25 protein-coding genes are annotated in these 26,809 nt (G+C 49.4%); 12 read left to right on the forward strand and 13 right to left on the reverse strand.

Annotated elements, in window-relative coordinates; all coding sequences use genetic code 11:
- Positions 1 to 205: 205 nt before the first annotated feature.
- The 7 genes from LKE08_RS09275 to LKE08_RS09305 all read right to left on the reverse strand — a co-directional run bounded on the left by LKE08_RS09275 (position 206) and on the right by LKE08_RS09305 (position 7,380).
- Positions 206 to 1,021: a hypothetical protein gene (locus LKE08_RS09275; protein ID WP_324703935.1), complete on the reverse strand. Its 816-nt coding sequence runs from the start codon at positions 1,019 to 1,021 to the stop codon at positions 206 to 208.
- A gap of 290 nt (positions 1,022 to 1,311) precedes the next feature.
- A complete protein-coding gene (locus LKE08_RS09280) occupies positions 1,312 to 1,590 on the reverse strand; it encodes a hypothetical protein (protein WP_324703936.1) in 279 nt (92 codons plus the stop codon).
- A 105-nt stretch (positions 1,591 to 1,695) separates the two neighbouring features.
- Positions 1,696 to 2,463: a proteasome-type protease gene (locus LKE08_RS09285; RefSeq protein WP_324703937.1), complete on the reverse strand. Its 768-nt coding sequence runs from the start codon at positions 2,461 to 2,463 to the stop codon at positions 1,696 to 1,698.
- Positions 2,464 to 2,642: 179 nt separating this feature from the next.
- Positions 2,643 to 2,942, reverse strand: a complete 300-nt coding sequence (locus LKE08_RS09290) for a YkvA family protein (protein WP_324703938.1) — start codon at positions 2,940 to 2,942, stop codon at positions 2,643 to 2,645.
- A 227-nt stretch (positions 2,943 to 3,169) separates the two neighbouring features.
- The gene (locus LKE08_RS09295; RefSeq protein WP_324703939.1) at positions 3,170 to 4,519 is read right to left on the reverse strand and encodes an ATP-binding protein; all 1,350 of its coding nucleotides are present in this window, start codon (positions 4,517 to 4,519) and stop codon (positions 3,170 to 3,172) included.
- Between the two features lie 225 nt (positions 4,520 to 4,744).
- Entirely contained in the window at positions 4,745 to 5,848 is a 1,104-nt protein-coding gene (locus tag LKE08_RS09300) for a J domain-containing protein (RefSeq protein ID WP_324703940.1), read from the reverse strand.
- A 59-nt stretch (positions 5,849 to 5,907) separates the two neighbouring features.
- Entirely contained in the window at positions 5,908 to 7,380 is a 1,473-nt protein-coding gene (locus LKE08_RS09305; protein ID WP_324703941.1) for an alpha-amylase family glycosyl hydrolase, read from the reverse strand.
- 194 nt (positions 7,381 to 7,574) lie between these two features.
- On the opposite strand from LKE08_RS09305, the gene LKE08_RS09310 reads away from it, so the two are divergent.
- From LKE08_RS09310 to LKE08_RS09345, 8 genes are all read left to right on the forward strand, one after another.
- Entirely contained in the window at positions 7,575 to 8,147 is a 573-nt protein-coding gene (locus LKE08_RS09310) for a hypothetical protein (RefSeq protein WP_324703942.1), read from the forward strand.
- 95 nt (positions 8,148 to 8,242) lie between these two features.
- Positions 8,243 to 8,626: a nucleotidyltransferase domain-containing protein gene (locus LKE08_RS09315; protein ID WP_324703943.1), complete on the forward strand. Its 384-nt coding sequence runs from the start codon at positions 8,243 to 8,245 to the stop codon at positions 8,624 to 8,626.
- A complete protein-coding gene (locus LKE08_RS09320; protein ID WP_324703944.1) occupies positions 8,604 to 8,747 on the forward strand; it encodes a hypothetical protein in 144 nt (47 codons plus the stop codon). Before LKE08_RS09315 ends, LKE08_RS09320 begins: the two co-directional genes overlap by 23 nt.
- A gap of 94 nt (positions 8,748 to 8,841) precedes the next feature.
- The gene (locus tag LKE08_RS09325) at positions 8,842 to 9,069 is read left to right on the forward strand and encodes a hypothetical protein (protein ID WP_324703945.1); all 228 of its coding nucleotides are present in this window, start codon (positions 8,842 to 8,844) and stop codon (positions 9,067 to 9,069) included.
- A 344-nt stretch (positions 9,070 to 9,413) separates the two neighbouring features.
- Positions 9,414 to 9,851: a tetratricopeptide repeat protein gene (locus LKE08_RS09330; RefSeq protein ID WP_324703946.1), complete on the forward strand. Its 438-nt coding sequence runs from the start codon at positions 9,414 to 9,416 to the stop codon at positions 9,849 to 9,851.
- Positions 9,852 to 9,874: 23 nt separating this feature from the next.
- Positions 9,875 to 10,333 (forward strand): DUF29 domain-containing protein, encoded by a 459-nt coding sequence (locus LKE08_RS09335; RefSeq protein ID WP_324703958.1) that lies wholly within the window; start codon positions 9,875 to 9,877, stop codon positions 10,331 to 10,333.
- Positions 10,334 to 10,381: 48 nt separating this feature from the next.
- Positions 10,382 to 10,840, forward strand: coding sequence for a DUF29 domain-containing protein (locus tag LKE08_RS09340; RefSeq protein ID WP_324703947.1), 459 nt, complete (start codon positions 10,382 to 10,384; stop codon positions 10,838 to 10,840).
- 166 nt (positions 10,841 to 11,006) lie between these two features.
- Positions 11,007 to 14,825, forward strand: a complete 3,819-nt coding sequence (locus tag LKE08_RS09345; RefSeq protein WP_324703948.1) for a TIGR01627 domain-containing protein — start codon at positions 11,007 to 11,009, stop codon at positions 14,823 to 14,825.
- Positions 14,826 to 14,858: 33 nt separating this feature from the next.
- Here the strand turns inward: LKE08_RS09345 and LKE08_RS09350 are convergent, their stop codons facing one another.
- The 5 genes from LKE08_RS09350 to LKE08_RS09370 form a co-directional block, all read right to left on the reverse strand.
- Complete coding sequence (locus LKE08_RS09350; RefSeq protein ID WP_324703959.1) at positions 14,859 to 15,104, reverse strand: type II toxin-antitoxin system HigB family toxin; 246 nt, start codon at positions 15,102 to 15,104, stop codon at positions 14,859 to 14,861.
- Positions 15,104 to 15,628: a type IV pilin-like G/H family protein gene (locus LKE08_RS09355; RefSeq protein WP_324703960.1), complete on the reverse strand. Its 525-nt coding sequence runs from the start codon at positions 15,626 to 15,628 to the stop codon at positions 15,104 to 15,106. The genes LKE08_RS09350 and LKE08_RS09355 overlap by 1 nt, the downstream gene beginning before the upstream one ends.
- Positions 15,629 to 15,855: 227 nt before the next feature.
- Complete coding sequence (locus LKE08_RS09360; protein WP_324703949.1) at positions 15,856 to 18,078, reverse strand: O-linked N-acetylglucosamine transferase, SPINDLY family protein; 2,223 nt, start codon at positions 18,076 to 18,078, stop codon at positions 15,856 to 15,858.
- Between the two features lie 74 nt (positions 18,079 to 18,152).
- The gene (locus LKE08_RS09365; RefSeq protein WP_324703950.1) at positions 18,153 to 20,381 is read right to left on the reverse strand and encodes an O-linked N-acetylglucosamine transferase, SPINDLY family protein; all 2,229 of its coding nucleotides are present in this window, start codon (positions 20,379 to 20,381) and stop codon (positions 18,153 to 18,155) included.
- Positions 20,382 to 20,607: 226 nt separating this feature from the next.
- The gene (locus tag LKE08_RS09370) at positions 20,608 to 21,108 is read right to left on the reverse strand and encodes a type IV pilin-like G/H family protein (protein WP_324703951.1); all 501 of its coding nucleotides are present in this window, start codon (positions 21,106 to 21,108) and stop codon (positions 20,608 to 20,610) included.
- A gap of 188 nt (positions 21,109 to 21,296) precedes the next feature.
- On the opposite strand from LKE08_RS09370, the gene LKE08_RS09375 reads away from it, so the two are divergent.
- The 4 genes from LKE08_RS09375 to LKE08_RS09390 all read left to right on the forward strand — a co-directional run bounded on the left by LKE08_RS09375 (position 21,297) and on the right by LKE08_RS09390 (position 24,742).
- Positions 21,297 to 21,482 (forward strand): hypothetical protein, encoded by a 186-nt coding sequence (locus LKE08_RS09375; protein WP_324703952.1) that lies wholly within the window; start codon positions 21,297 to 21,299, stop codon positions 21,480 to 21,482.
- A 231-nt stretch (positions 21,483 to 21,713) separates the two neighbouring features.
- Positions 21,714 to 22,874, forward strand: coding sequence for an AI-2E family transporter (locus tag LKE08_RS09380; protein WP_324703954.1), 1,161 nt, complete (start codon positions 21,714 to 21,716; stop codon positions 22,872 to 22,874).
- Positions 22,875 to 22,999: 125 nt separating this feature from the next.
- Positions 23,000 to 23,341 (forward strand): hypothetical protein, encoded by a 342-nt coding sequence (locus tag LKE08_RS09385; RefSeq protein ID WP_324703955.1) that lies wholly within the window; start codon positions 23,000 to 23,002, stop codon positions 23,339 to 23,341.
- Between the two features lie 225 nt (positions 23,342 to 23,566).
- On the forward strand, positions 23,567 to 24,742 hold the full coding sequence (locus LKE08_RS09390) for a homocysteine biosynthesis protein (protein WP_324703956.1): 1,176 nt from the start codon (positions 23,567 to 23,569) through the stop codon (positions 24,740 to 24,742).
- A gap of 446 nt (positions 24,743 to 25,188) precedes the next feature.
- On the opposite strand, the gene LKE08_RS09395 is transcribed toward LKE08_RS09390, so the two are convergent.
- Entirely contained in the window at positions 25,189 to 26,229 is a 1,041-nt protein-coding gene (locus LKE08_RS09395; protein WP_324703957.1) for a hypothetical protein, read from the reverse strand.
- Between the last annotated feature and the right edge of the window lie 580 nt (positions 26,230 to 26,809).

The following is a 26,809-nucleotide window of genomic DNA, read 5'->3' on the forward strand; positions in this document are numbered from 1 at the left end:
GATGGGGGCGGGGGGGGGATCGAAGGGGGATTTAGGGGGATCGACTCTATCTCATTGGAGCGAAAACCGCTATATCTATCCAATCACGATATGACAGCCCCCATTTCTCAAACCGATCGCTTGGAAGACTTTCTGGAGTTGACAGTCGGGCAGCTTTTCGGCTGGTTGAAACTGTCGGAGGGTTGATTCAAAATCGGGCGATCGCTCAATTTTGAATTGAAATCATCTGCTCTTCAGAATTGAATTGATGGTCACTGTCAGACCACAAAATTTTGTGATTTTCGATCCGGTCTTCCGGGGGACAACTTTCGTTGTAAAGGTCGATGAGTTGGGAGAGTTCCAAAATGTGGCGGCCGATAAAATCTCCGATTCCCGGCGCTTCCGACGAATTTTCGCTGACCACTTTTCCCAGCACCAACTGGTTGAGATTGAGGGATTCGTTCGGATTTTGCAGCAACCGCTTCAGCCTCAACATCAGCCAAATCAGGGGAGAATTGATAATTTTTTCGATTGATAAAATCATGTCCGGCTGCAAAACCAGGGAATATTTTTCGACCGTTTGACTCAGGGCAGTCCGAAACTCCTGGCACTCCCAAGAGAGATAATCGAGCCGGTTCAAATCGATGCGATCGAGGGAATTTTGGATCTCATTGTTGTGTGGGGAACCCATCTGACGATGATTGGCTTTGACGAATAGCGCATTGATGGCGCGGTTCACCTCATCTTCCCCGTCGGGGGCGATCTGAAAGAGATTGAGAACAAATTGAAAATGTCGGATCAGAAGTCGGCGCAAATTTTTGAGGGCGACTCGTTCCAATTTTTTATGCTTTTTTTGTTTCTCCGCTTCCATGACGCGATCGATAGAAAATAGCGCCAACAAAATCCCGGTAATTTCCGCCGCCACGTCCAGAGAAAAATTCTTCAGCCACAGGGGACTCGAATGCACCGTGAGGCTGATGATGAAGCAAATCAACAGCAAGGTGCCGAGAATCCAATAGGTCCTTTTGAGGGTGGCGATCATGTTCGATAGATTCCCAAAGTTGAGTTGAAATGGGTCGGCTATACGCGGGAAAACTCGACAATCAAACTCCCGGCTTTGAGTGCGGAAAATGTCCCAACTTAATCGAGTCTCAATTTCCGCGCCAACCCACTTTCAATTGAAAGGGCATTTGCCCAAAAACCACATCCCCCGAGAGTCTGATCTGATTGGTACGACAAATCGGCGGGAGCCGGGAACCGAGGTCGAAACATGAATCGCCCGTTATCAATGATCAACGATCAATGATCAATGATCAATTCTTCCCCCCACCCTCAAGAAAAAAGCGTATCTTCAAATAACTCCTCGCAAGACACCTGAATCACCTCCCGAAACCCCAAACTTTCCAAGTGATGTCTCCAACCCACGGGAGTATCTTCAAAAGGCAGGGTTCCCAGCACCCGGGCTACATCCGCCACCCAGGGCCGGGTGGAGATCCGATAACCCTGCCAGTTTGTCTTCACGGCAAGCCAGTCGGGCACGGCACCGCCATCGACGAATCGGGAGCGATCGTAACTCGCCCTAAAACAGTAGATTTTACCGCGTTTGACCATCGTGATGTACCTTCAATGCAACAGCGACTCGTCGGCAATTCGCGGGCACACCATCTGCCCGAAATTGCGAATCGATCCCCCCGCCTCATCTCCTGATTTTCGCTTTCAGTCGATCAAAATATCTTCAGAAGAATCATTTTCTTGGTGCTGCCAATTGATATTGGGAATGTGATTGAACGCCTGTTTGAGCGAATCCTCCCACATTTTGCGGATTTTCGCCAGGTAGGGATCTCCGAGGCGCAGGCGCAGCCAATTATCGAGCACAAAGGTATCTCGCTCGTACATCGCCAAATTGATGGGCGGCCCGACGGAAATGTTGGATTTCATGGTCGAGTCGATGGAAAGCAGGGCACATTTCGCCGCCGCTTCCAGGTGGGTGTTAAAACTCAGCGTCCGATCTAAAATTGGCTTGCCATATTTGGTTTCCCCGATTTGTAGGAACGGGGTGTCCTTGGTGGCGTGGATGAAGTTGCCTTGATTGTAAATCAGGAAAAGGGCCGGGTCTTGTCCCCGGATCTGTCCCCCCAAGAGTAAACTACAGTTGGCGTCGATGCCATCCTTCTTCAGCCTGGTTTCGTCCAATTCCTGCACCTGTCGCAGTTGACTCCCCACATAGCGAGCTACTTCGTACATCGACTCCAGATTGTGGAGATTTCTGGCCTCGTTGACTTTGAGATCCTTTTCGAGTTCGCTGACGATACCTTGGGTGATGGACAGGTTCCCGGCGGTACACAGCAAGATCACGCGATCGCCGGGATTGGAGAAGTCAAAGAGTTTCCGATAGGTAGAAATGTAGTCAACCCCCGCATTGGTGCGGGAGTCGGCGGCCATCACGAAGCCGGAACTGGTTATGATACCGAGACAGTAGGTCATCTTAAATTGTGCGTTGGGTTAGGCCCGGGTTCTGGGTGAAAAACCGAGCGACATTTGATTTTAACTGCTCGGGGATGGAGATGAGTCGAAAAATCCGGCCACATCCGTGCCGACCGGGGACTCCCCGGGTTGATCGAGCGGGGAGTCAGCGCGGGACTTATTGCCCGCCGAACCCCCCGTCAGTTGACCGGTACATCCACCACTTCGGCATCTGCGTCGGTCACTCGGGCCACTTCTGAGGGGGTGCGGCCGATGCCGCGGCGCTTGAGTTCTTCCATCACCAGGGAAGAAACCTCAGTCACCAAAAGCGTGGCGAGGATGCCGTCGTCGATCCATCCAATGACGGGGATGAAGTCCGGGGAGATATCGATGGGGCTGAGGAGATACAGCAAGGTTCCCCCGATGATCAGCCAGCGATACTTGGTGTGGCGGAGGGTTTGACGGTACCAGGTGTAGAAAGATTGAACGAAGTTTTGCATGGCCCTACTGTCGATTTCGATTGTTGTCATCTTCTACGGTGACAGGTTTTCCCGGCCGCGGGCAGTGCAGATCTTCCCCCCGCCCGGTAGGGAAGTTACGCCCGCTCAAATTCCGAAATGGCGGGGACTCGACGTGAGAGCGGGGCGATCGAGACACCCGGTGCCCCCATGAAATCCCCAAATCTTGCCTTGATCGTTGACAATTGTCAATTGTCAATTGTCAACGATCAATTCTCCAATTCCGGCGCCTGTGCGAGGACGGGGTTGATGTCGAACCAGTAATCCTTATTGTGGCGATATTCAAACACCCACAGACTCCGCAACAGGGTTTGGTATTCCGTCAGGCCGCTGAGTTTCTTGGTTTGGGCGACGTGGCGCAACAGGCCCCACTCCTCGGACTCGATCGCCAAAAGTAACTGATGGCGCCGTTGCCGAATGACATTTTCCAGCACGTCCCGGGGGATGGGCGGATCTTCCTGCTGCAGGCAACTGTACAGCAACACCAGCAGGCTCCGGACGTGGCCGCCGCTGACCGTGCAGAGGCGGTCGAGGGTGTCGGGGGCGTCGAAAATTTGCGGGACGAACGGGGCATATCCGGCCGTGTCGATGTCGGGGAAGGCTCGCACCATCACCATCTGTCTCAGGCGTTCGATTCCCGGGTGGCAGGGGTTTCCGTCGGGAAATTGGACGGGGACCATCGGCAGGGCTTTGGGATCGCTGCCGAAGCGGTTGGTGAGCCGCCCCAGGTCGCTGGAGAATATCAGGCCGAGGGGGATGGTGTAGACGACGTGACATTGGAGTTGGTTGAGTTGGTCGCCGCGGTCGATGAACAGATATTCCGGCTGCGGCCGTCCCGTGGCGCTTTTGGAACTCATGATCCGGTCGAGGTTGTCCACGATCACCACCAACCCGGCTTTCCCCCGTCGCTGGAGTTGGGCGACGGCGGGGATGAGCAACTCTTGGTTGATCGCCTCCAAGATGTTGTTGGTGCGGGGTTCGAGGTACTGCCGCAGGAGCGATCGCAGGTCCCGAGAATCTTTGGCTTTGGCCGTGAGTTGGCCGATGCCGAGGGCGAGGGAAAATTCCCCGTCGCTGCCGCCGCTGATGTCGAGGCCGGGTAAAATCAGTTCCCCTTTGACGTCGATTTGGGTGTTGAGAACGTTCATCACCCCTTGCAGGAGGGTTTTGAACCCCGTGGGTTTGAGTTGGATATTCATCCGTTCGATGCTCTCGCTCACCTGGCGGGCGATCGCCAAGAGGATGTCGGTGATATCCACATCCGCCATATCCAAATCCTTGGAGGACTCGAAATAGACGACGTGAAAACCCTCCACTTCCAATTCGGCTTTGAGCCGCAGCAACTCGGTGGACTTTCCGGAACCGATATGTCCGGTGAAGAGTTGACAGGTGGGACTCTCCGGGGAGAGGCGAGAAATGGTGCGGGCGATTTGCCCGATCAGTTTGCCGCCGCGAACGTCTGAAAAATTGATATAGTATTGTCGGTCTTCCGGGTCCGCCACATCCAGCGTTTTGGCGGGGTTGGAAGCTCTAAAAAATTTGCGTAAATTGAGTTCCATCGTTGTCCACTCAGTCGAAAGATTTTGACCCATTTTCTGTTTCGGGTCGCCGTTTGAACGATCCGCAGGCCTTGCAAAATCGACATCGGAGCGCTTCGCGCCGGGAACGGGAAAACCAGTCGGGGGTTCTCAGAGCCGGGGGGAACTTTTCATTTTTCATTTTTCATTTTTCATTTCCCCGACATCCCACCTCCCGATTCTGGGAAACCGAAAACGAAGGCGCGATCAACTCGCCAATAACTTGCCCAATGCCAATCCCAATCCGGAAATGGAAACCAATATCAAAACGGTGTAAAATTTGTTGACAGATGGGAGCAATTTTTCCCCGGCTACCATGGAGGCGACCACGCCGGAGATGACGGCGATCGCGCCCCAGGCCCCCACGATCGCGTAGAGTCCGGTTTCCGCGATCGCCTCCATCATGGCGCCCCGACCCGCCCCGGACCCGGCGCCCAACCAGGCGCCCAACCCGAATCCGAATCGGCTCCCGGTGCCCCCCGGCTTTCGGACTTTGAACAGGAGGTCGGAAATCACGCCGACCGCCCAGCCGACAAAGGCCCCGATCGCCCCGCCCAGGCAAGCTCCCAGGCCGTCTCCCGTTCCCGCCCCCGTTACCCAACCCGCGATCGCCACGATTCCGGTCAGACTCACGACCCAGAGGATCGTCCACAAGTTGGCGTCGGAACCCGCGATGGCGCCGAGGCACAGCCCCGCCATCCCCCAGGCGACCGCCGTAATCAAACCCCCGGCTTGGCTTCCAGCCATCAACCCCGCCGCCCCCCCCGCAAAGATCGACGCGATCGGCCAAGAATAGGAGTTTTCCGAGCCGTAACCGGCTAAAAGTGACAGTCCGACGCAAGCCACTCCGACACCAACCCACAGCCACACCGGAATCGATAAATATTCCAAAATCCAACCCGCCAGGCCATAGCTGCAAAAAGCCCCGGTGAGCCAACCCCAGGGAATCAAGTCGGACAGTTCCAATTCTTCCTGCGGAGGCCGAACGGGACGGGGCGGGGGCGGGGACGGGGACGGGGATGGGGACGAGACTCCCGGCGCACGGGGGCGAGACTGCCGGGGTGGCGGGGGCGGGGGGGACAAGATCGCAGGCATGGAGAAATCCGGATCGCTCAAAAGCGCCCGCAGGCGATCGTAGGCGTAGTTGATTTCTTTAATTTTCTCCTCGGCTTCGATTTGCAGGGGGGAATTTTGGGGATAGCGATCGGGATGCCACAGCAATGCCAGATTCCGATAGGCTCGTTTCACCTCTGCCAGGGAAGCGCCGCGTTTGAGGTTGAGCAGTTGATAGTAGCGATCGATCTCGTCCACGTTCTGAACTCGGAAGTGTCTGTTTCAATTGTGACCCGAATTGAGTCCGAGATGGCGGCTCAGGTGGCCGGATCGATGTCAAACACGGTGTATCCCCAGGGGGGCAGATCGAGGGACAGGCTTAGACGCAGCAAGTTGTTGCCGTCGCGATCGCGGCGGGGGGAACTCATGCGATCGCCGAAATGATACACCGGATAATTGTCGTTATCGACGGGAAGCCGCAGGCAACACCGCCCGGGTTCGGGGGCGTAATTCACCGCCACCAACAACCGCTTCCGCTTCCCGGTTTCGCTCCAAGCGAAGGCGACGAACTGATCCCAGGTGTCGTCCCCCGGTTGTGCCGGGGTACATTCGAGAAGTTGCCAGTTTCCGTCTCGCAGAACCGGAAGCCGCACGCAGGCGAGTAACTGCTCGTAAAATTGCGCCAGGGCGCGATCGCGGGCTTGTTCGGGGCTGCGACACAGGTGAATGGAAACTTTCTTCGCCCAACCCTGTAGCTGTCCCTGGTGGAAAAATCGCAACCCCGGACACAAATAAGTCAGGACTGCCGCCGCCTGGTGTTTGCCGGGGCCGAAGACGCTCACGGCGCGGGGTTCGTCGTGATTTTCCAGAAACCGCACCGATTTGTTTTGATAGTCCAAATCCGCCCAAAAATGTTCCCGCACCGGGCGGGCGTCACCTTCGCAGAGGCGATCGTAGAGTCGCTTGTCGTAAGTAAAATCAAATCCCTGCTGCTGCAATTCCCATTCCAAATCCCAATACACCTCCGCCATAAAGGTAAAGTCCGGATATCGATCGCGGACGGTGCGGATGGCGTCGGGCCAAAAAGGTGCGATCGGCCGCCCCCAAATTGGCTCGAAGATCTCCGGTAAAATCAACATCGCCATATCGCAGCGCAAACCGTCGCAGAATCCGGCGATTTTCAACAATTCCCCCAGCATGGTTTCGGGGACTTCCGGGTTGTTGTAGTTGAGTTGCAAAGTGTCCGGCCAGCCGGGAAAATACAGATCCCGGCCGTGGGCAAAAATGCGATCGCCGATTTGAAAATAATTGTGGGGTTCCCGTTCGAGATCCGCCGGAGTTCCCTGAATGTAATAATCGGGACAATCTCGCACCCAGGGCCCATCGCAGGCGGTATGGTTGGGGACGAAATCCAACATCAGTTTCAATCCCCTTTGGTGGAGGCGATCGCGCAGCCGCAGCAGGGCCCGTTCATCCCCGAGGCGATCGCTCACAGTATAGCGGGTGATAGCAAAACACGACCCGCCGATGTCCGCTTCCTCCAAATCCGGCAACAGATCGAGGTAATCCCGCCGCCAGTCCGGGTTGGCACGGGAGATCTCCCGCCCCACGGTGCCCGTTTCCCAAACCCCCAGAGTGTAGATCCAATCGAAGCCCAAATTAGCCAATTCGTCCAGATCGCGATCGGGGATATCATCCAACGTAGCGGGGCGCCCCAATTCCGCAGACAGGCGGGTGAGGGTGACGCGGGTGTTGAGTTGGTACAGGCAGGGATAAAGGGAATCTGACATATTATTAAAAATTGTGCGATCGTCGGGAATCGGAGAATTTTGCCATTATATCCATAGCGCACTCCGGGGCTAAAGCCCAACAACGAGTCAAATTTTCTCTCTGTGTCCTCTGTGCCTCTGTGGTTAATGTTCTCAATCTTTCTTTCTATCCCCACAATGCTATAGTAAAAGACACCGAGTTGCAACTGCCCGAGATGAAAGCTGTCAAACTTGGAAAATATCTCTCCTTAGAAGCGTTTTGTACCTGCACCCAAACCTATCAAAAATACCGCGATCGCATCGACCCCTACCCGCAAAGCGAAGCAACTCTAGCCGCACTCCGAGACTTGAATCGCCACATTATCGACCCGATCATCGACGAATTCGGGCGCGATCGCTTCCAACTCACCTACGGATTCTGCTCGAAAGACTTGAGAAAATATCTCGAACAAAAAGACCCGGAAACGGGGATTAAAAACGGTCGAGTCGCCCCCAATCTAGACCAGCACATGGCTCACGAAATCAACCGCAACGGCCGATATTACTGCGATCGCCTGGGTGCGTCCTGCGATTTTCTGATTCGCAATTTAAAGAGCGATCGCCTGGTGGACTGGATTCTCGATCGCGCTCTCCCCTTCGATTCGTTATATTTCTACGGGGGCGCTCGGCCCATCCACATCAGCCACGGCCCCCAGCACAAACGGGATATTTGGACGTTTACCGCCTCGGGAAAGCCGACAAAACGGGGAATTGAAAAGTGGGTTGAAACGGTCAAAAATCGGCTATAAAATTGACATTAAATTTGCTTGACATATTGGGGGATAATACCGTATAATTGAGGGTGAAACTGGGGGAAATTTCAAGATTGTCCGGAGGGAAACGGATGGATCATGACAGGTTTTCGACGGGCGATCGCGTCACCTATTGGAAACAGCGAATTGCCCAGCAAGAAGCCCAAAATGAAAACGAGGTACGGCAGGCGCGATCGGATGCGGATGCAATTGTGGAAATGCTGGCGCGTCAGTTCGGAGTGCGGCGGGTTATCCTGTTCGGGTCGCTGGTGCGGGGGCGGTTTGGCGAAACTTCTGACATCGATTTGGCAGTGGAAGGGTTGAGCAAAAAGGATTATTTTGCAGCCGTGGCAGAAGCCAATTCACTGACATCGCGATGGGTGGATTTGAAACCCTTTGAGGATCTCGAACCCCATTTTCGCCGTCGGGTATTGGAAACTGGAGACTGTATTTATGAAGCGAATATCGGCCCCTGAGTTGCGGGAGTTGGCGACGGATATCGAACTGGAGTTGGGGCGTTTGGGGCAGTTGGAAGATGCGATCGCCCGGGTGCGCCAGGAAATCGACCGCAATCCGGCACTATGGGCCATTTTTTAAGCGATCGCCTGACGAATTTGAAAAGTTGAAAGTTGTGATATAATATTCCCGGAACATTTTTTACAAATATCCGTTATTGCAATCATTTGGGTTCATGAAAACTGACACAATTACAGTCCGAGTCGATGCGGAAACAGCAAAAGCCTATGAGTCATCATCAGAAATAGAGCGTCGCAAAATTGACCTATTGCTGAATCTCAAATTGAAACAGATGGTAAAACCATCTCGTCCTTTAGAAGAAGTGATCCGGGAAATCAGTCAGAACGCTCAGAATAGAGGTTTGACACCCGAAATGCTTGAGTCGATTCTAGGCGAGTTGTAAAGTGCGCTGCATTTTTGATACCAATACATTAATTAGCGCTATTATTTTTCCAAATTCAATACCGGGAAGAGCATTTAATTTGGCACTGTCTCGCGACATTGTTTTGATTTCTGCCGGTTCTCAGCGCCGAAACGGCTGCTGGAAGGCTATGCTCGGGTTTGGCACCAGTTCGAGTCGGAAGTCCGGCAGTTTGTGGACAGGTTGCGGGAGTTGGCGGGACGGTTGGAGGAATGTTAAGTCTTGTTTCGCTGGCGGGGGGGCGATCGCATTTGCGGACAAATTGGGTATGCTCGGAGATGTAGAAGGGTATCTGACCCAATCCGCGCGATCGAGGTGTCCCGCATATGGCTGCCACAGAAAATCTGGAGTCCCTGAAGAAACAGTACGGAGAGGCGATCGTCCGCCGCATGGAGCGTCGCAAGCAACTCCAAAAAATTATGATGTTTGTGGGTGTGGTGGCGTTTATGGGGATGATGTCATCGGGTTTCGGCAAAATTTTCAAAGACGCATTGCAATCCCCCCAGTCCAACGAAGTTGAGGAAACCTCCACGGTTGCCGAGCAGTTGCGAAGCCGGGAACGGGGTTACGAGTCGGTTTTGCAGCGGGAACCGGAAAACCCGACGGCGTTGGAAGGGTTGGCTCGGGTTCGGTTGGAGCAGAATAAACTGGAGGAAGCGATCGTACCTCTGGAGAAGTTGGTGGAGTTGTATCCCGACAGAAAGGATTATCGGGGGTTGTTGAAACAGGTAAAATCAGATACCAAGTCCGCCGGTGAGAAGTAGTTCGGAGCCAGAACAATCAGATGATGCCAGAATCAACTCAACAATTAAAAACGTTATATGACACCGACTATAATCTCTGGGTTTTGGAAACGGTTCAAAAATTAGAGAGTCGAGATTTTGATGCTCTAGATTTGGAGAACTTAATTGACGAGGTATTAGATTTGAGCAGAAGGGATAAAAGGAAGCTAGAAAGTCTTTTGACGCGATTATTTGAACATTTATTAAAATTGGCATATTGGGATTCAGAAATAGATGAAAATAAAAATCATTGGAAAAGAGAGATTCGTAATTTTCGGAAACAAATTAATCGGGAACTAAAGGCGAGTCCTAGTCTTAAAAATTACCTATCAGATCGATTGAGTGAACTGTATCAGGATGCGCGAGAGTTGGTTTCTGATATCTCAGGATTACCCGTGAGCCATTTTCCTCCGACTGCGATCGCAAATTTAGAACAAGTTTTGGATGAAAACTGGTTTCCCTAAGCCAGTCAGTTCCCATTAAAATTTTATGAAATTGAGGAAAAGTCAATCATGCCGGAACTGAGACAAAAACCAGAAACTTTATATGATACCGACTACAATCTCTGGATCGATGAAACAGTTAAACACCTCGAAAATAAAACTTTTAATTTTCTGGATTTGGACAATTTGATTGAGGAAATAAAAGATTTGGGTCGGCGAGACAAGAAAAAATTAAAGAGCTTGCTGAGAAATTTGATCGAACATTTACTCAAGTTAAAGTATTGGCAGGCCGAACGGTCTAACAATCGGGGTCATTGGCAGGCAGAGATCACCAATTTTCGCAAGCAAATTCAAGATGAGTTGGAAGACAGTCCGAGTCTCAAACCCTATTTGCAACAAATCTTCGAGCAGTGTTATCAAGATGGTCGGGAAATTGCGGCGGCTCGGTCACAAATGGCAGTTGACACTTTCCCCGAAGTTCCCATCGCGGATTTGGAGCAAGTTTTGGATGAAAACTGGTTTCCTTAGCGATGGTCGCTCCTCTGTGATAATTTGAGATTGCAGAGGATATTGTTATCTTAAAAATCAACAAACTTAAAAATAAATTTAACTGAGTGTAAAATACGGAGCCAGAAAAGTGAAATCTTTTTCATTGCAGCCGGGAGATTATGTTTCACCAGGAATGTTGGTAATATTGCCAGACGAATCTTTTCCAAATTTAATTATTGGCGACAAAAGATATTCACGTTGGCGATATTCCCGAAAAGAAGTTCCCCATAATCGTTATGTCGATCGCAGATATCCAGGTGTCGGATTCCTGAACCGAGATGAAGCTCACGTTCTCTACAATACGGCCCTCAGATTTCGGGGTAAAAAAGCCTTAGAAATCGGTTGTTGGTTGGGGTGGTCAGCCTGTCACTTGGCTTTGGCGGGAGTTGAGCTTGATGTCGTCGATCCCCTGTTGGCTCAACCGGAATTTTATGAAAGTGTCAGTAGCTGTCTTAGAGCAGCTAAAGTATTAGATTTAGTCAATTTGATGGCGGGTTACAGTCCGGCAAAAGTAGAAGAATTTGCCGGTGAAATTGATTATAAATGGTCTTTAATTTTTATTGATGGAAACCATGAGGCTCCCGGTCCCCTCGATGATGCGATCGCCTGCGAAAAACTGGCCGATGAAGATGCCTTAATTTTATTCCACGATCTGGCTTCTCCCGATGTCTCTCAGGGGTTGGATTATTTCAAAGAAAAAGGCTGGAACACCATGATTTATCAAACGGCACAAATCATGGGAGTCGCTTGGCGGGGAAATGTCGAACCCGTCGAACATCAACCTGATCCGAGGGTGCAATGGTCTTTGCCGGAACATCTTCGAGGTTATGTGGTGAGCGGTTCGCGGACAGAATCACCACAAACCGGACAATGGAAAGTTGCACCTTATCGATCGCCTTTAATTCCGTTTGAGCTGACAGAAATCAACTTAATTTATTTTCCCAATTGGGAATCCGAGGAAGAAGCATCTGTCAGTTTAGAAAAAGTTATCAAAGCTGTCTTAAAATCCGAAGATCGAGATCGAATCACATTGTTGATTGAAAGCGATCGCGTTTCAGAAGAACAGGCAAATCTGTTGCTTTCGGGTGCGGTCATGCAGATTTTAATGGAAGAAGAGATCGAAATCGAAGAAGAACCGAACATCCATTTATTGAGAAATTTAAATCCGAGGCAGTGGTCGGCACTTTTGCCTCAAATTCAATACAAAATTGAATTGGAAGACGAGCCAAAAGCAGGAATAAGCCGAGCCAAAAACTTGCCGGTCATTCAAATTGCAGATTCCGAGAAAAGTTTGCAAATCGAATTATCTCCGTCACTCGAAAAATTTAGAAATCAGATCGTCCAACTGGTCGAAAATAATCCGGGTCAAATGTCTCGGGCAGAATATTCGTACATTACCGAGAGAGTTGGAGAAAAAGCACCGGGTAACTTTTTGATTTTCGGTGTCGGCAAAGATAGTCCGTTTTGGATAGAAGTGAATGAAAATGGGAAAACGGTATTTTTAGAAGACAATCAAGATTGGTTGAACCAAGTCAGGGCAAGTTGTTCGGAAATCGATGCTCATTCAGTCCGCTACAACACCACCAGAAGACGGTGGCTAGATTTGTTGGCACAACACGCCCAAGGCATCGACTGTTTGTTGATGGAGCTTCCCGATCGCATTTGGGAAACGCGGTGGGACTTTATCTTCGTGGACGCACCAGCCGGATATGCAGAGGACGTTCCGGGGAGGATGCAGAGCATATATACGGCATCGTTATTGGCCTTAAATAGCGGTCACACAGACGTTTTTGTACACGATTGCGATCGCCTTGTCGAAACTATTTACAGCGGTTATTTTCTTCATGATGAGAATCTGGTTACTCAGGTCGGAAAACTCAAACATTATCAAATTAATGATCGCAATTTAATCGATTACACAATCAATAATCGACCGCAAACCAGAGCCTATCGGAACGGCGAACAGTTAATCGCAGGACGACATTTTCTCAAAGCGATTTTTGCATTCGACCGGGCGATCGCAGACAACCCATCAGATGTTGATTCGTTAATACAACTCGGACAATTATCGGTCAAGTTGGGAGACTTAAAAGAAGCAAAACAGTTGTTTAATAAAGCCGTCAGTTTAGAACGTCGAAACCCTCTGACAATGAAAAAATTAGCCGAGGTTTTGATGGCTTTAAACGAGATTCAGGAAGCCACCAATATTCTCGAACACTTGGTACAAATAAAACCCGAAGATGTATCGCTGTGGTCTTTGCTGGAGACTTGTTATAAAAATATGAGTTGGGATGAAAAAGCAACAGCAATTGACGGTCATATTCGTGATATCAAAGCAAGTCAAAATATTAATCTCTTTCCAACCCATTTATCCGAAACAAATATCGCCAAAACTCAGCCCAAACGCATCTTGGTAATCAACAATCTCTATCCGCCCCAAGAATTGGGAGGATATGGCCGCCGGATTTGCGACTTTGCCAACGTACTCGGCAAGCGGGGTCATACAATCCACGCACTCGCATCCGATGCCCCTTATTTGGGAGAAATTAAATCGCCGGAACCGGATGTCACTCGCGAACTCTTGCTGTGTGGCACTTACGAAAATTTGCCTCCAAAACAGTTTGAAGATGAGTCGGAAGTGCGACGAATTGTCGAACATAACGATCGCGTCATCAGAGAAACAATCGAAAACTACGCCCCCGATGTTTGCTTGGTCGGGAACATCGATCTGCTCACCAATGCCGTTTTCTTACCCTTTTTAGAACAATCGATCCCAGTCATTCATTTACTGGGATTTGCTCAACCGGGATATCCCATCGATTGTACTCCCAATAGTCCTTTGTACTGGGTCGGAGCCAACAGCGACTACGGCCGACAAGGTGTCATCAAACAGGGTTATCCCCTCGACGAAATTGGCGTGGTTTATCCGGGGGCATTTGTTCGGCAGTTCCGAATGTGCTGCTTGCCCAATTTAGATAAGCTGCGGATTGTTTTCGCCAGTTTAGTGTTGCCCTACAAAGGGCCGCAAACTTTAATCGAAGCTTTGGCAATTTTACATTATGCTGGTGTAGATTTTGAATGCTCGATCGCCGGGGATGCACCCAATCAAGATTTTCTGAATCATTTAAAAACGGTTGCCAAAACTCGCGGTTTTGAAAATAAGGTTCATTTCCTGGGGTACATACCGCATAAAGAATTAGTCGATCTTTTCGCGACTCATAATGTCTTGGTTTTCCCTTCAGTTTGGGAGGAACCATTCGGGCGATCGCAAGTTGAAGCGATGGCGGCGGGGTTGACGCTGATTACCAGCGGTACTGGCGGATCGGCCGAAATTGTGGAACCCGGGGTTGGCGGGTTGACGTTTCCCCCCGGAAATGCTTTTGCTCTGGCGGAAGCGTTGATGGGTCTGACCAAAAATCCCGAGGCATGGAAACAAATGGCGATCGCGGGTCAAAAACGAGCCGAATTATTCGATATCGACCGTTCCATCGATTTTTTGGAAGAAAAATTCGAGGAACTGCTGCGAATTCGAGATAATGATGTCGAGTTTTTACAAAGAAAATATTTGCCGGATTTGCAAGAACGGCTACGACTGAGAGAAACAAATCTAATGATTTTCCCGGATTGGTCACGGCCTGAAGAGTCCTTGGCTCTGGAATTGCAAGCGGTACTCAAGGCGATCGCATCTCGTTCCGATCACAATGAGATTACCCTTTTGGTAGACTGTCGCAATATTTCAGAACAAGATGCAGATATGGCTTTATCCAGTGTCGCCATGAATCTGATGATGGAAGAAGATTTGGATGTTTCCGAAGGGCCGGAAATCTCAATTATCGGCCAGTTGAGTCAAGTGCAGTGGCAAACGCTTTCGAGCGTCGTCAAGGGTAAAATTGACTTGGAGAATGAAAATCGAGATGCGATCGTCGAAACTCAATCACAAAATCTACCATCAATTATACTATGAGTAACCTGAATCATTTAAAAGTTGAATTCTGACTTAGCGAGGTTTGTTTAAGACTGCATCATATTCTGTAGGGGTTAGGACATATTTAATGTCAATCAATTGCCGTTGATAATCTATGCTAACAATGAGTCGATATTTATTTTCCTTGATATTAAATACCGTAAAATTACCAACAGCTTCTGCCGAGGGAAAAACAGATTGTACCTGAAGCAAATTTGACCAATTAGCCTTACTGGCTACTTTAGACCAGCTATCTAGCTTGAAAAAGCCAGACGAAATTACACAGGGTTGGGATAATCACCCCCGCATTCGGAAATAGCACCTGGACTGTCTGCATCTTCTTTTGCCTCTTCCGACTCACAGATTATGCTTTGGGAACTCAATACACCATCGGCATCTGTCAAAAAGACTACCCCTGCGTATGCTTTCAAACCATTTGCTGCTTGATCGGTCCAGGCAACGGCTCCACTATTACCACCAATGATTTGCCCTTCCAGATTATAAGTATAGTTGGCAGTCGCTGTTCTGATGCCGAGTCCTAACTGTCCAATTTGACCTAGATCTGTGATAAACTCACCGTTTTCAACGTAGTATGCTTGCTGACCTTTGTTAATGGAAGCGAGGTACTGCTTGGCTTCGGACTGCTTGGCTTTGTTGGCTTGGTTCAAGAAGGAGGGCAGAGCGATCGCGGACAAAATACCGATAATGATAATTACAACCAACAGTTCGATCAGGGTGAAACCACCGTCTCTTTTCTTCTGGGAAATGTGTGGCAGAAATTTGGCTTTAAGTTCACTCTTCATCATGGTTTCTCCTTGGGTTAAAAGAGGTTATTTGTTGTCCCTAATTTAAGAAATGTTATCGTTTTTTTCCTTCCTGGACGGAGGTTTGTATAGAGACTCTTGGATAGAGAGTTAAGTCGAACTGATCACGAATGTTTCGTTGTAGACGTGATTCATTTTTGACGGACATTCTTATTCACTATTTTAATTCAGTAATAAAGTTTAAAAACTGTTGTTATCACTCAAATTTAACTCTCAAGATACTGCATCCACATTTGCTGATAGGCTTTCTCCATTTCGCGGGTAAATTGCTGACCGTTCCACAAAGGAGCAGTTTGCTTAGATTGGCGTAACTTCCAGAATATTTCCTGACGAAGTTTTTCGTTTTTACCTAAGCGAATTCCCCACTCAACATACTCTTCATCAGTCCAAGCAATCCCTTCGGTAATGCCAGCATTGAGCATCATTGTATAGCTATTGCGGGCTGCGAATTGTTCACCCACTCGTGTCACCATCGGAATGCACATCCACAGGGTTTCCATTGTTGTTGTAGCCCCATTATAGGGATAAGTATCCAGAACAACATCTGCTATTTGTAAATTGGCTCGATGAATTTCTTCTGATTGAACTCGTGGCAGAAATTTAATTCTTTCCTTCTCGATTCCCTGTAGATCTGCCATATCAAAAAAGAAGCGATTCAAAGATTCTTGTTCACCAAATCCTTTGACCATAAAATAACTGTTAGGAACTTCTCTCAAGATTTCTAGCTGTAGATTGGCAATGTGGGGATTATACTTAGGCCCTCTTTGAGCGCCCAAGTAGACAATAGCATCATCAGGAATACCTAAATCAACACGGGTAATCGTTGGGACGGATATTTCAAAACCATCGACGGCTAAATAAGTTTGAGGCAATCTCCAGATTGTTTCTTGATAATGGTTTTGAGCATCTTCGGGTAAAACATAAGGGTCGGCAATAAAATAATCAATGGTTGGGACTTCGGAAGCGTCCCAACCCAGCCATGTCACTTGTATGGGTGCCGGTTTGAGTGCTAAAATCCCACAAATTGTATTTGAAGTTAAACTATCCAGATCGACCAAGATATCGAGTCGATCAGAGTTGATTTTGTCGGCCAATTCTAATTTAGGTAAACTATATTGATATACTTCGTCTGAGTGAGCCATATACCAATCTTTAATTGGGTCGCGCACGGCTTGAGATGTTTTCATATATGTATAAATTTCAAACTTATCGCGATCGCAATGTTTGAATAAAGCGCGAGATAACCAACCGACAGAATGCCTCTTAAAACAAGTGGAAATATAGCCAATTTTGAGTTTTTTTCTGCTCGGAAAATTTGCTTTTAATAAGCTAATATTTTGATTTTTAAACTTTTCAATTCGGTCGGGACAAGCCATTTCAACGTTGGATTGACACAACTGACTGAGTTTTCTTCTAATTTGAATATTGTTTTGGGGATGATCTTCAATATAGGGAAAATAAAAAGATGCACTGTACAGCCCCATAGAAATTTCGGAAGTCCCCAAATTCTGAGGATTTTCGGCAAGCACTTGGTCGATCAATAATTTATGCTGTTCAATCAAAGGAAATAGTTCATCCCAAAGCCCACCTGCACTCATCATGCTTTTTATAATAACTAAACTTTGAACAAGTTTTCCAGCCGCGGTAGCCGCAGCCGAATACGCAAATTGAGCATATTGAATCGCCTGGGAATAGTTACCCGTCTCGGTGAATAAGTTAACAATAGGATTGAGTAATTTTAAATTTTTAGGGTCAACCTGTAAGCCAACTTTACAAAATTCAATGGCTGTCAAGTGTTGATGTGCATGGGCTAACTCACAGTTTAAATCTAAAATAATTTTGATGAACGCTTGACTCTCTTTAACATGAGGGGCGATCGCTTTTGTCAATTCTAAGGACGATGGCTCTAAGTCTGCAACTTTGACAACTCGATCCCAGACATGAATTAATAAATTTTGATTTAAATCTTCAGGGGAGGTGCAATTTTGTAACCGATCGATTATTTGATAATCGGCTAAGGTTTCATTGGTATAAATGTCAATTTCAATGGACAAATCAACCAAATGAAGTAAATTATTGATATCGGTAGGATTCAGTTCCCTAATCTGTTGGCGAATCACCCATGCCAATTGATAATTCTCGAATTTGACCTGACGATTTGCTTCTTTATTGAGAATGCCAATTAATTCAGCATTCCAATCATCAATTTTGGCGGCATCTTCCTCGGCGAGTGCCAACAACCAGGTCATTTGAGATTCTTCCTCTTGACCTTGCAAGAGAAACATCAAGCCGAGATAAAAATAATAATATCTGTTCTCTGGTTGTGCCTCAATTGCCGATTCATAATAGCTAATCGCCTCTTCATATTGGCGATTTTCCAAAAATTTTTCTGCCCGTTCGTGTATTGCTACAATCCAATCACTATTCATTATCAAAATTTCCCTATTTCTTTAATTAAGTGGTTGCTAATATGTCAAAAAAACGTCGATATTAAAATCATTATTTATTGTTCTCCCGTCATATATATTTCCCACATTTTCTGATAGGCTTCTTCCATTTGTCGTGCGAACTTATTGGCATTCCATAAAGGTGCGGTGCGTTTGGACTGTCGCAACTTCCACGATACTTGTTTTCGCAAATCTTCATCCCTTCCCAAACGAATGCCCCACTCTACATAATCTTCATTACTCCAGGCAATGCCTTCGGTAATTCCCGCATTCATCATCATGGTATAACTATTGCGAGATGCAAATTGTTGTCCGACTTTCGTGACAATGGGAATACCCATCCACAGGGTTTCTAATGTTGTTGTTGCACCATTGTAGGGATAAGTATCCAGAACCACATCTGCAATTGCCAAATTTGCCCGATGGGTTTCTTCCAAACCTACGCGATTAATAAAACGCAATCTATTCCGACCGATACCCTCCCCTTCTGCCAATGCACAAAATAAATGACTGATAGATTCCTGTTCGCCAAATCCCTTGACGATCAAATAACTATTTGGGACTTCTTTAATAATTTGTATTTGTAGCTTTGCCATCTCAGGATTGTACTTGGGGCCTCGTTGAGCACTCAAATAGACAACGGCATTTTGGGGAAGGTCGAGATCCTCTCGTCGCAAACTGGGAAGGTCTACCTCAAAGCCGTCCACGGCGATATAGGTCTGAGGTAGTCGCCAGATTGTCTCTGGATAATAGTCCTGGGCATTTTCTGGCAAAACGTAGGGGTCGGCGATAAAATAGTCAATTGTCGGTATTGCAGAGGCATCCCAACCCAGCCAGGTCACTTGTATGGGGGCAGGTTTGAGTGCCATAATTGCACAGGTATTGGTTAAAGTTAGGCTATCAAGATCGATCAGAATATCAATTTCATCTTCATAGATTTGCTCGGCGACTTCTGTACTCACGATTCCATACTGATAAGCCCGATAGACGTGCTTTACATACCAGTCTTGCAGCAGATCTTGTCGATTTTCTGCGGCCAGTAGATAAGCATAAACTTGGAATTTTTCACGATCATGATGTTTGAAAAGCCCGCGAGATAACCAACCGACTGAATGCCGTCTCAAGCAATGAGAGACATAGCCAATTTTGAGGGGTCGGTTAAAATTATTGGGCGATTTTTGTTGCCCATGTCTGGATTGATATTTGGTGATAGTTTCCAGATGATTGGTGGCCAAATTTTTCTGGCAGAAATCGGAAACTTGGCATCTGATCTTTATATTGGCTGCTGGGGTGTCTCTAACATAGGGAAATAAAAAACTCGAATTGTATAATGTGATGGCCGATTGCCCCAAATCGAGCGCAGGATTGAGAAAGAGTGAGTCGAGCAGTGACTCTTGATTTTTTAGCGCATTTTTAACTTCACTCGTACATCCTCCTTCGGCCATTAGGCCATTTATAATCAACTGATTTCTGGGAATTTTTAAATGGGGTAGGTCAGTCAAATTGTAACAATGCTTGGCGTATTCAATCGCCTCTTTATATTCATTCAATTGAAGACTAAAATCCGCTATTGCCCGCAACACCTCCTCATGATCGGGCGCCATCTTCAAAAATAATTCCCCATAGCGCTTGGCGATACTTAGGCGGTTAAAAGAATAGGCAATCTCGTATAACATCGGAGTTACACTTGTGACAAACTCCGGTTGCTTTCCTACATGATGAATGCAGGTGCGGGCAAATTCTAAAGATGTCGGATGGATCGGAGCGGCAATTAAAAGTTTTTTCCAGACGTGCAGAATTAAATCGAGATTGACATTAATCGATTCGTTTTGAAACAAAGAAATCAGACCGAATTCTGCCAACTGATTTCCCGTATAAGTTTCCAGAGTAATTGATAAATCAATTAACTGCAATATATTATTAATATTGATCGGATTAATTTCTCGGATGTGTTGGCGAATCATCCAAGCCACGGAATAATCTTCTAAAGAACTCCGGCGATTTGCTTCTGCATCCAAAACCTGAAGGAGTTCTATTGTCCATCGTTCCATCTGCTCGGGGTTGCCATCGCTCATGGCAAATAGCCAAGTTGCCTGTGCTTCTTCCTCTTGACCTTGCAACAGTAATATTAAACCCAACTGCCAGTAATTAGATTTGCAATCGGGATTATTATTAATTGCTTCTTCACATAAACTTAAAGCTTCTTGATAATTTCCTTCCCGAAAACAAATGTCTATTTCGGATAATCCAGATATTGAATGGTTGGATGAATCATTATTAATCATAATGCCAATAATTCATTCAATGAAAACTATAAATCAATAATTTTTAATACAAAATAGGTAGCACTGATGTACTACCTATTCTTTCAAGATGCAAGGATTTTTTGCATTGTCTGGTTTGATATTGACAGGGACGACTTCCTAGATGTACTAGATGTATAACCCCTGCAAACCGTAACTACTCAAACGCCATTCAGTGGTCAGATTGGTAATTGTGTCATCCATCAAATTACAATGCTTCAAAGTTGGCACCACACAGGCTATTCCCAGCAGTAAAACCGGCAACTTGATCCGCAGAAGTGGACTCACAGATGATGCTTTGACTGGTCTGAGAATCACCGGCATCAACCAAAAATACCAAGCCACCATATCCACGAAGACCAGAGGCTACTGCAGTTGTATTGGCGGCAGATCCTGCTGAACTTGCAGCCAGGCCATAGGTATAGTTTTGCGTTGCAGTGGCGATGCCGAGGCCCAACTCTTCGATTCCCGTTGCAAAATCCGAATTTTCTACAAAGTAGGCTTGCTGACCTTTGTTGATGGATGCGAGGTACTGCTTGGCTTCAGATTGCTTCGCTTTGTTTGCCTGGTTCAAGAAGGAAGGCAGGGCGATCGCGGACAAAATACCGATAATGATGATTACAACCAACAGTTCGATAAGGGTGAAACCACCTTCTCTTTTCTTCTGGGAAATGTGTTGCAGGAATTTGGCTTTTAGTTCGGTCTTCATAATTGTTTCTCCTCGGGGGAAAGAGGTTTATTTGTTTTCCGTAGTTCTAACTTACCCGCCCCCCCACCGATTCATATCACCTCGCCCAAAATTTTTTTTTCAACCCCCGCCCCGATCGCCCCAACCCTCACCCAGCGGGCAGATCCGGTGATAAGCTAAAAATCGGACACCCACGGAACCCCACCCAGATGGACAACAAATTCGGATTTCTGCTCAAAATCGCCCTCCTCTCCCTCAGCATCTCCCTGCTGATCAAATATGTCGGCCCCCTCCTGGCCATCCCCGGCACCGACGCGATCGCTCTATTTGCCGTCCTCCTCCCCTCCTCAGTGCTGGCGGTTCTGCTGGGGATGCGATCGCGGGCACAGATATAAGGTATAAGGTGGACGGACACCGGACTCGACAATACCAGCCCTCGGCGAGGGTAAGGACGATCGCACCCATCAATCCCCTCAATACTCAACTGTGGGGGCAACCTTACAGGGTTGCCCACCAACACGCCTCCACCTTGTCAAAACCGATACCGCAGATCTAATGTATTCAGAATCAGCAATTCACAAATGAATTGATAATTATCAATTGTCAATTATCAATTGTCAATTCCCATGAACCTCGGTCAGTCGATCGGCTTCGCGGCTTTTCTGGCCGCCATGTATATCCTGTGGCAGGTCCGACAAGCCCTGCTGCTAGTCTTCGCCGCCGTCGTCCTCGCCACCGCCCTCAACCGCCTCACCCGCCAACTGCAAAAACTGCATTTGCGGCGATCGCTGGCCGCCTTCCTCTCCGTCAGCCTATTCTTCCTGGCGATAGTCGGTTGCTTCCTCCTGGTCGTCCCCCCCCTGATCGACCAATTTGAACAACTGGCCAACCGAGTCCCCGCCGGCCTCCAACAGGGATTGCAACAACTCAACTTCTGGCTGGACTACCTGCGGACCCACCTCAAAGGCCCCCTGCGAGAGTACCTGTCCGAGCTCAACCGGGAAGTCCGACAAATTCGGGTCGATCAGATCGTCGAACAACTGCAACTCCTGGGAAATCAAGCGATCGGGGGATTCGGTGTCGTCGTCGAAACCACCGTCGGCGGGTTGGTCAGCCTGCTGTTAGTGTTGGTCCTCGCCCTGATGCTCCTCGCCAACCCCCGGGCCTACCGCCGCACCACGTTGCGGATGATTCCTGCCTTCTACCGGCGGCGGATGGACGAAATTCTCGATCGCTGCGAAATTGCCCTGGGCCGCTGGGTGGTCGGCGCCGTCCTCAACACCCTCGTCGTCACCGTCGCCACGTTGATCGGGTTGTGGATACTGCGGGTCCCCCTCGCCTTCGCCAACGCCATCCTCGCCGGCGTCCTGAACCTGATCCCCAATATCGGACCGATCCTCAGCGTCATCCCCCCGATGGCGATCGCACTCCCGGACTCCCCCTGGAAAGCCATGTTCGTCCTGATTTTGTACGTCCTCATCCAACAGGCGGAAACCGCCGTCGTCATGCCCTATCTGATGGCCCAACAAGTCTCCCTCCTCCCCGCCGTCACCCTCCTGGCCCAGGGCTTCTTCCTCACCTTCTTCGGATTTTGGGGGCTGTTCCTCGCCCTCCCCCTGGCCGTCGTCGGACAAGTCCTGATCCAAGAAATCCTGGTTCGCGATATTCTCGATCGCTGGGATACCCCACCCCCTCGCCAATTCGACCCCGTTCCCGAGTCCGAGTCAAATGCGATCGACCCGGAAGGGGGAGAATCGCGAATCGATGATGTTAAAAATGGGGGGTAAACTATCCAGCATCGAGTAGTATTGAATCGGGTCCAGTCCGGCGATCGCCTCAAAGTCCGCCTTTTCAGGGGGGATAATGGGGGATCGGATGTATCCAATCGGATTAAAAACCGCCATCAAAAAATATGAAATTCAATCCATTCATTTTATTCACATTTTTAGGATTGGTCGGATTCACCTTCGATCCGCCCATCGCCTCTGCCGGTGTCGGGGCGATCGTCGAAGACAAAAGGGCCTTGGACGAACCCGGTTTGTACCTCGCCACTGCAACTTTAGAATACGACGATGGCGACGTTTTGACCGCCGATTTTCGGATCTACTGCCCGACGGTAATGATCCGTCCCACCAACTATGTTTTGGCCGATCGCGACGGCAATATCAAACGGCAAGGAGACTGGTGGGAACCGGCCTTCAAAGCCGAGTATTCCCCGGAAACAATGCTGGTCGAGGAGGTGTGCGGCCCTTGATTTTCAATCACTTTTCCCCTTCCCTTCCGCAGATTTCGCAGATGACGCAGATTCCCGATATTTTATAAGGACATAAAAGATCGAAAATTGTCGGGGCAAATGCCATTCACCCTCCCTATTCCCTATTCCCGACTCCCTATTCCCTATTCCCGACTCCCTATTCCCTATTCCCGACTCCCTATTCCCTATTCCCGACTCCCTATTCCCCATTCCCTACTCCCCCCCATGAGAACGATCGCCGAAATTAACGACAAAATTAATAACCGAAAAGCCGTCGTCCTGACCGTCGAAGAACTCAAAGCCCGAGTGGCAGAGGTCGGCGTCGCCCAGGTCGCCCGGGAAGTGGATGTCATCACCGCCGGAACCTTTGAACCGATGGAATCTTCGGGGGCGATGATCAACCTCGGACATACGGACCCCCCCATCAACATCCGCACCTGCTGGCTCAACGGCGTCCCCGCCTACAGCGGCTTCGGGGCAGTCGATCTCTACATCGGCGCCGGTCAGATGGTCAAGGAGGGGGACGAACCGGGGGAACGGGGCGGGGGCCACGTCATCGAAGACCTGATCGCCGGCAAGACCGTCCACCTGCAAGCCGTCGGCATCGCCTCGGACTGCTACCCCCGCAGTTCCTTTGAAACCTCCGTCAGTCGCGATACGATCAACCAGTTTTACCTGTTCAACCCCCGCAACCTCTACCAAAATTTTATCGTCGGGGTCAACGGTGGCGATCGCCTTTTGTGTACCTACCTCGGTCCTTTACAGCCGTTTCTGGGCAACGCCGTTTACTCCAACCCCGGGGCGATCGCCCCCCTGTTCAACGATCCGGAACTGAAACTCGTCGGCATCGGCACCCGCATCTTCCTCGGCGGCGGGGTCGGCTACATCACCTGGGAGGGAACCCAGCATTTCCCCCTACAGAGGCGCCTCCCCAACCAGACCCCCATCGGTCCGGCGGCTACCCTGGCGGCGATCGGGGACGCCAAGCAGATGAACCCCTATTGGGTGCGGGGCTGCTATTTCAAGAACTACGGCCCGTCCCTGATGTTGGGCATCGGCGTGCCCCTGCCGGTCCTCAACGAGGAAGTCGTCCTGCAAGCCTCCGTCCGCGACGAGGATATCGTCGCCCCGGTGGTCGATTTCGCCATCCCCCGCCGGGTTCGCCCCACTTTCGGTCTGGTCACTTACGCCCAACTCAAGAGCGGTCGGATTCAGATCGAGGGGAAAACCGTCCGCACCGCCCCCCTGGCGAGTATCGCCCGTTCCCGCGAGGTGGCGGAGGAGTTGAAGGGGTGGATCGAGGCGGGGACGTTCACCTTGACGGAACCCGTGGCGTCCGTTCCGATGGATCGCTCTTTCGTCCCCCAGGATATCTGGGGCTCCCAAATTCGCCTGGATTAGATTAGATGCGGTTATGTTTTCGTCGATTTCGATTGAAATGTTCGATTAAATTGTTAAATTTTGTGTGAGAATGATTCCCATTGTCGCCACGAAAAACCGTCACTTGACAGGATTTTTCTCATTTGCTAAATTAATTGAAAATGCGATGATACCTTTCTTGTATCCAGATCCGCTTAAATTCGATCAATCTGAGGGCGCGATCGCCCCAAACCCCGATCCGACCGTTTCCAGTTCCGGGCTATCCCGCCGCGATCGCAACCCCTACTCCTGTCGCAAAGAAACGAGTTTTTTCTGTCCCAAATTGCCGGGGCTTGACAAAATCAAATAATTGTGCTATTCCCGAGTCCGTGGATGAATATCGCAATTTCAATTCCCCATTCCCCATTCTCCCTCTCGCAACGGTGCGATCGCGGGGATAATCCGCGAATTATCCCCACTCAAATCAACTACTCTTCAGTTTTGGGCGGTTTGCGTCGCACGGGCTTGGGGACGGGCGAACCCGGGGAGGAGGTGCGGCGTACTCTAGTATCCTGGCGGGAGGGGCGGGAGAAATTCTCCTTCGGTCTTCGCCTGTTGAAGGGCTTTTTACCCCCCCGCTGCGGAGCCAGGGACCCGATATCGTGGCTTTCCTCGATCACCAGATCGCTTCCATCCAGGCGGGCATGGAGATCCCAAAAATGTCCGACGGGTCGCAGCCCCGCTATCCCCGACAACTTCAACTTGAAGAACTTGGGTTTTTCGTTCTCCTTGCGGGAAGATTGGCGAATTTTGATGATGGTGTACCGATTCTCATCCTGGGACTGGTAAACCACCTCTCCGCGAATCGAAAAATAGCCGTGTTCGATATCCGGCAGAGCCTGGGGTCCGAAAGAAATCATTTCGGGCCGGTCTTCTTCCGCCTCCGAATCGGCGGCCGAATTGCCATTGGGGAGTTCCGGGGAAGACTCATCCTCTTTTTTGAGGGTTTCCGGCTCCCAAATTCCCATAATTTGAACGTGAAGGTCTTCTTGCTTCTGTCGGGTGCGGGGATAGACGACCCAGAGATGTTCTTGTTCTAAATCGACGTGTTTTTTGACCAAACTCATCACCCGCCCGAGGAGGACGGCATCAATTTCAGTGCCCTCGACGGTTTGGAGGATACCTTGGGTGAACTGTTCGTCCGACGCCTTGTAGCAGCCCCGCACCAAACCGATCGCCCGATATTGGCGGGGTTCGCTCGGAGAGGGGATGGGGTGAAACCCGGAAGGATTGGCATCGGACGTTTCGTCCGGTTTGCCCTCCGTGGGAGAAGCTGGGGACGGTTCGGCGGCTCCCTCCGGGGGGGGAGGGGGCGCGGCGGGTTCCGGTTGGGAATGCTCCGCCTCCGGTTCGATATCCACGGTCTGATCTGGAGTGGGTTGAGAATCAATATTGGACTCGTCGGGTCGTTCCGGTGGGAACGGCGGAGAATTTGGAACTTGGGGGGGTTGATTCGGAGAAGGACTCATAAAACCTCTTACCAGGGGAGACACATCCCATGCAGGAATTTGCATGATGTTGCAGGTGGCACTAGCCCTTCGCACCCGGTCTCAATTGATGCGGGAGTCGCCTCCGCCGGTATTGTCGCAACAGTCGCCATCCGGAAACTTCGGACGGGACCGCGACATTCCGGCAGATACCGAACCGACATCAACGCGGACAAACCCATCGGTGGCTGGGATGGGTCGGGCGATCGGGCTCAATCACGGTGATTGTTCGTGCCGTAACAATTCAGCCAATCTGCCTATTGTACTGAATCCCATTTCTCGACGGACAAATCCGCAACCTTTGAGGAATCGAGTCCACAATTGTACTCAAATTTCTCTCTAATTTGTTTTGTCCGATCGCAGACCGGAGAAAACGATGGGGCGGATTGCCGAGGCACGTCTGCTACTATATTAGCTGCAGTGCGATTCGTTCAGGAACGAAATAGGGCTGAAATGCCCGAAATAACTTCCTGGTAAGGCTTTCTTCCCCTTGGATGGATATAAGGGACGCACCCCTGACCAGCCTTATAACTGTCTGTATGTTCCGAAGTTTGGTATCACA

Origin of the sequence: Lyngbya sp. CCY1209 (assembly GCF_035615495.1) — a bacterium.
In the GTDB taxonomy this organism is placed as follows: domain Bacteria; phylum Cyanobacteriota; class Cyanobacteriia; order Cyanobacteriales; family Microcoleaceae; genus Limnospira.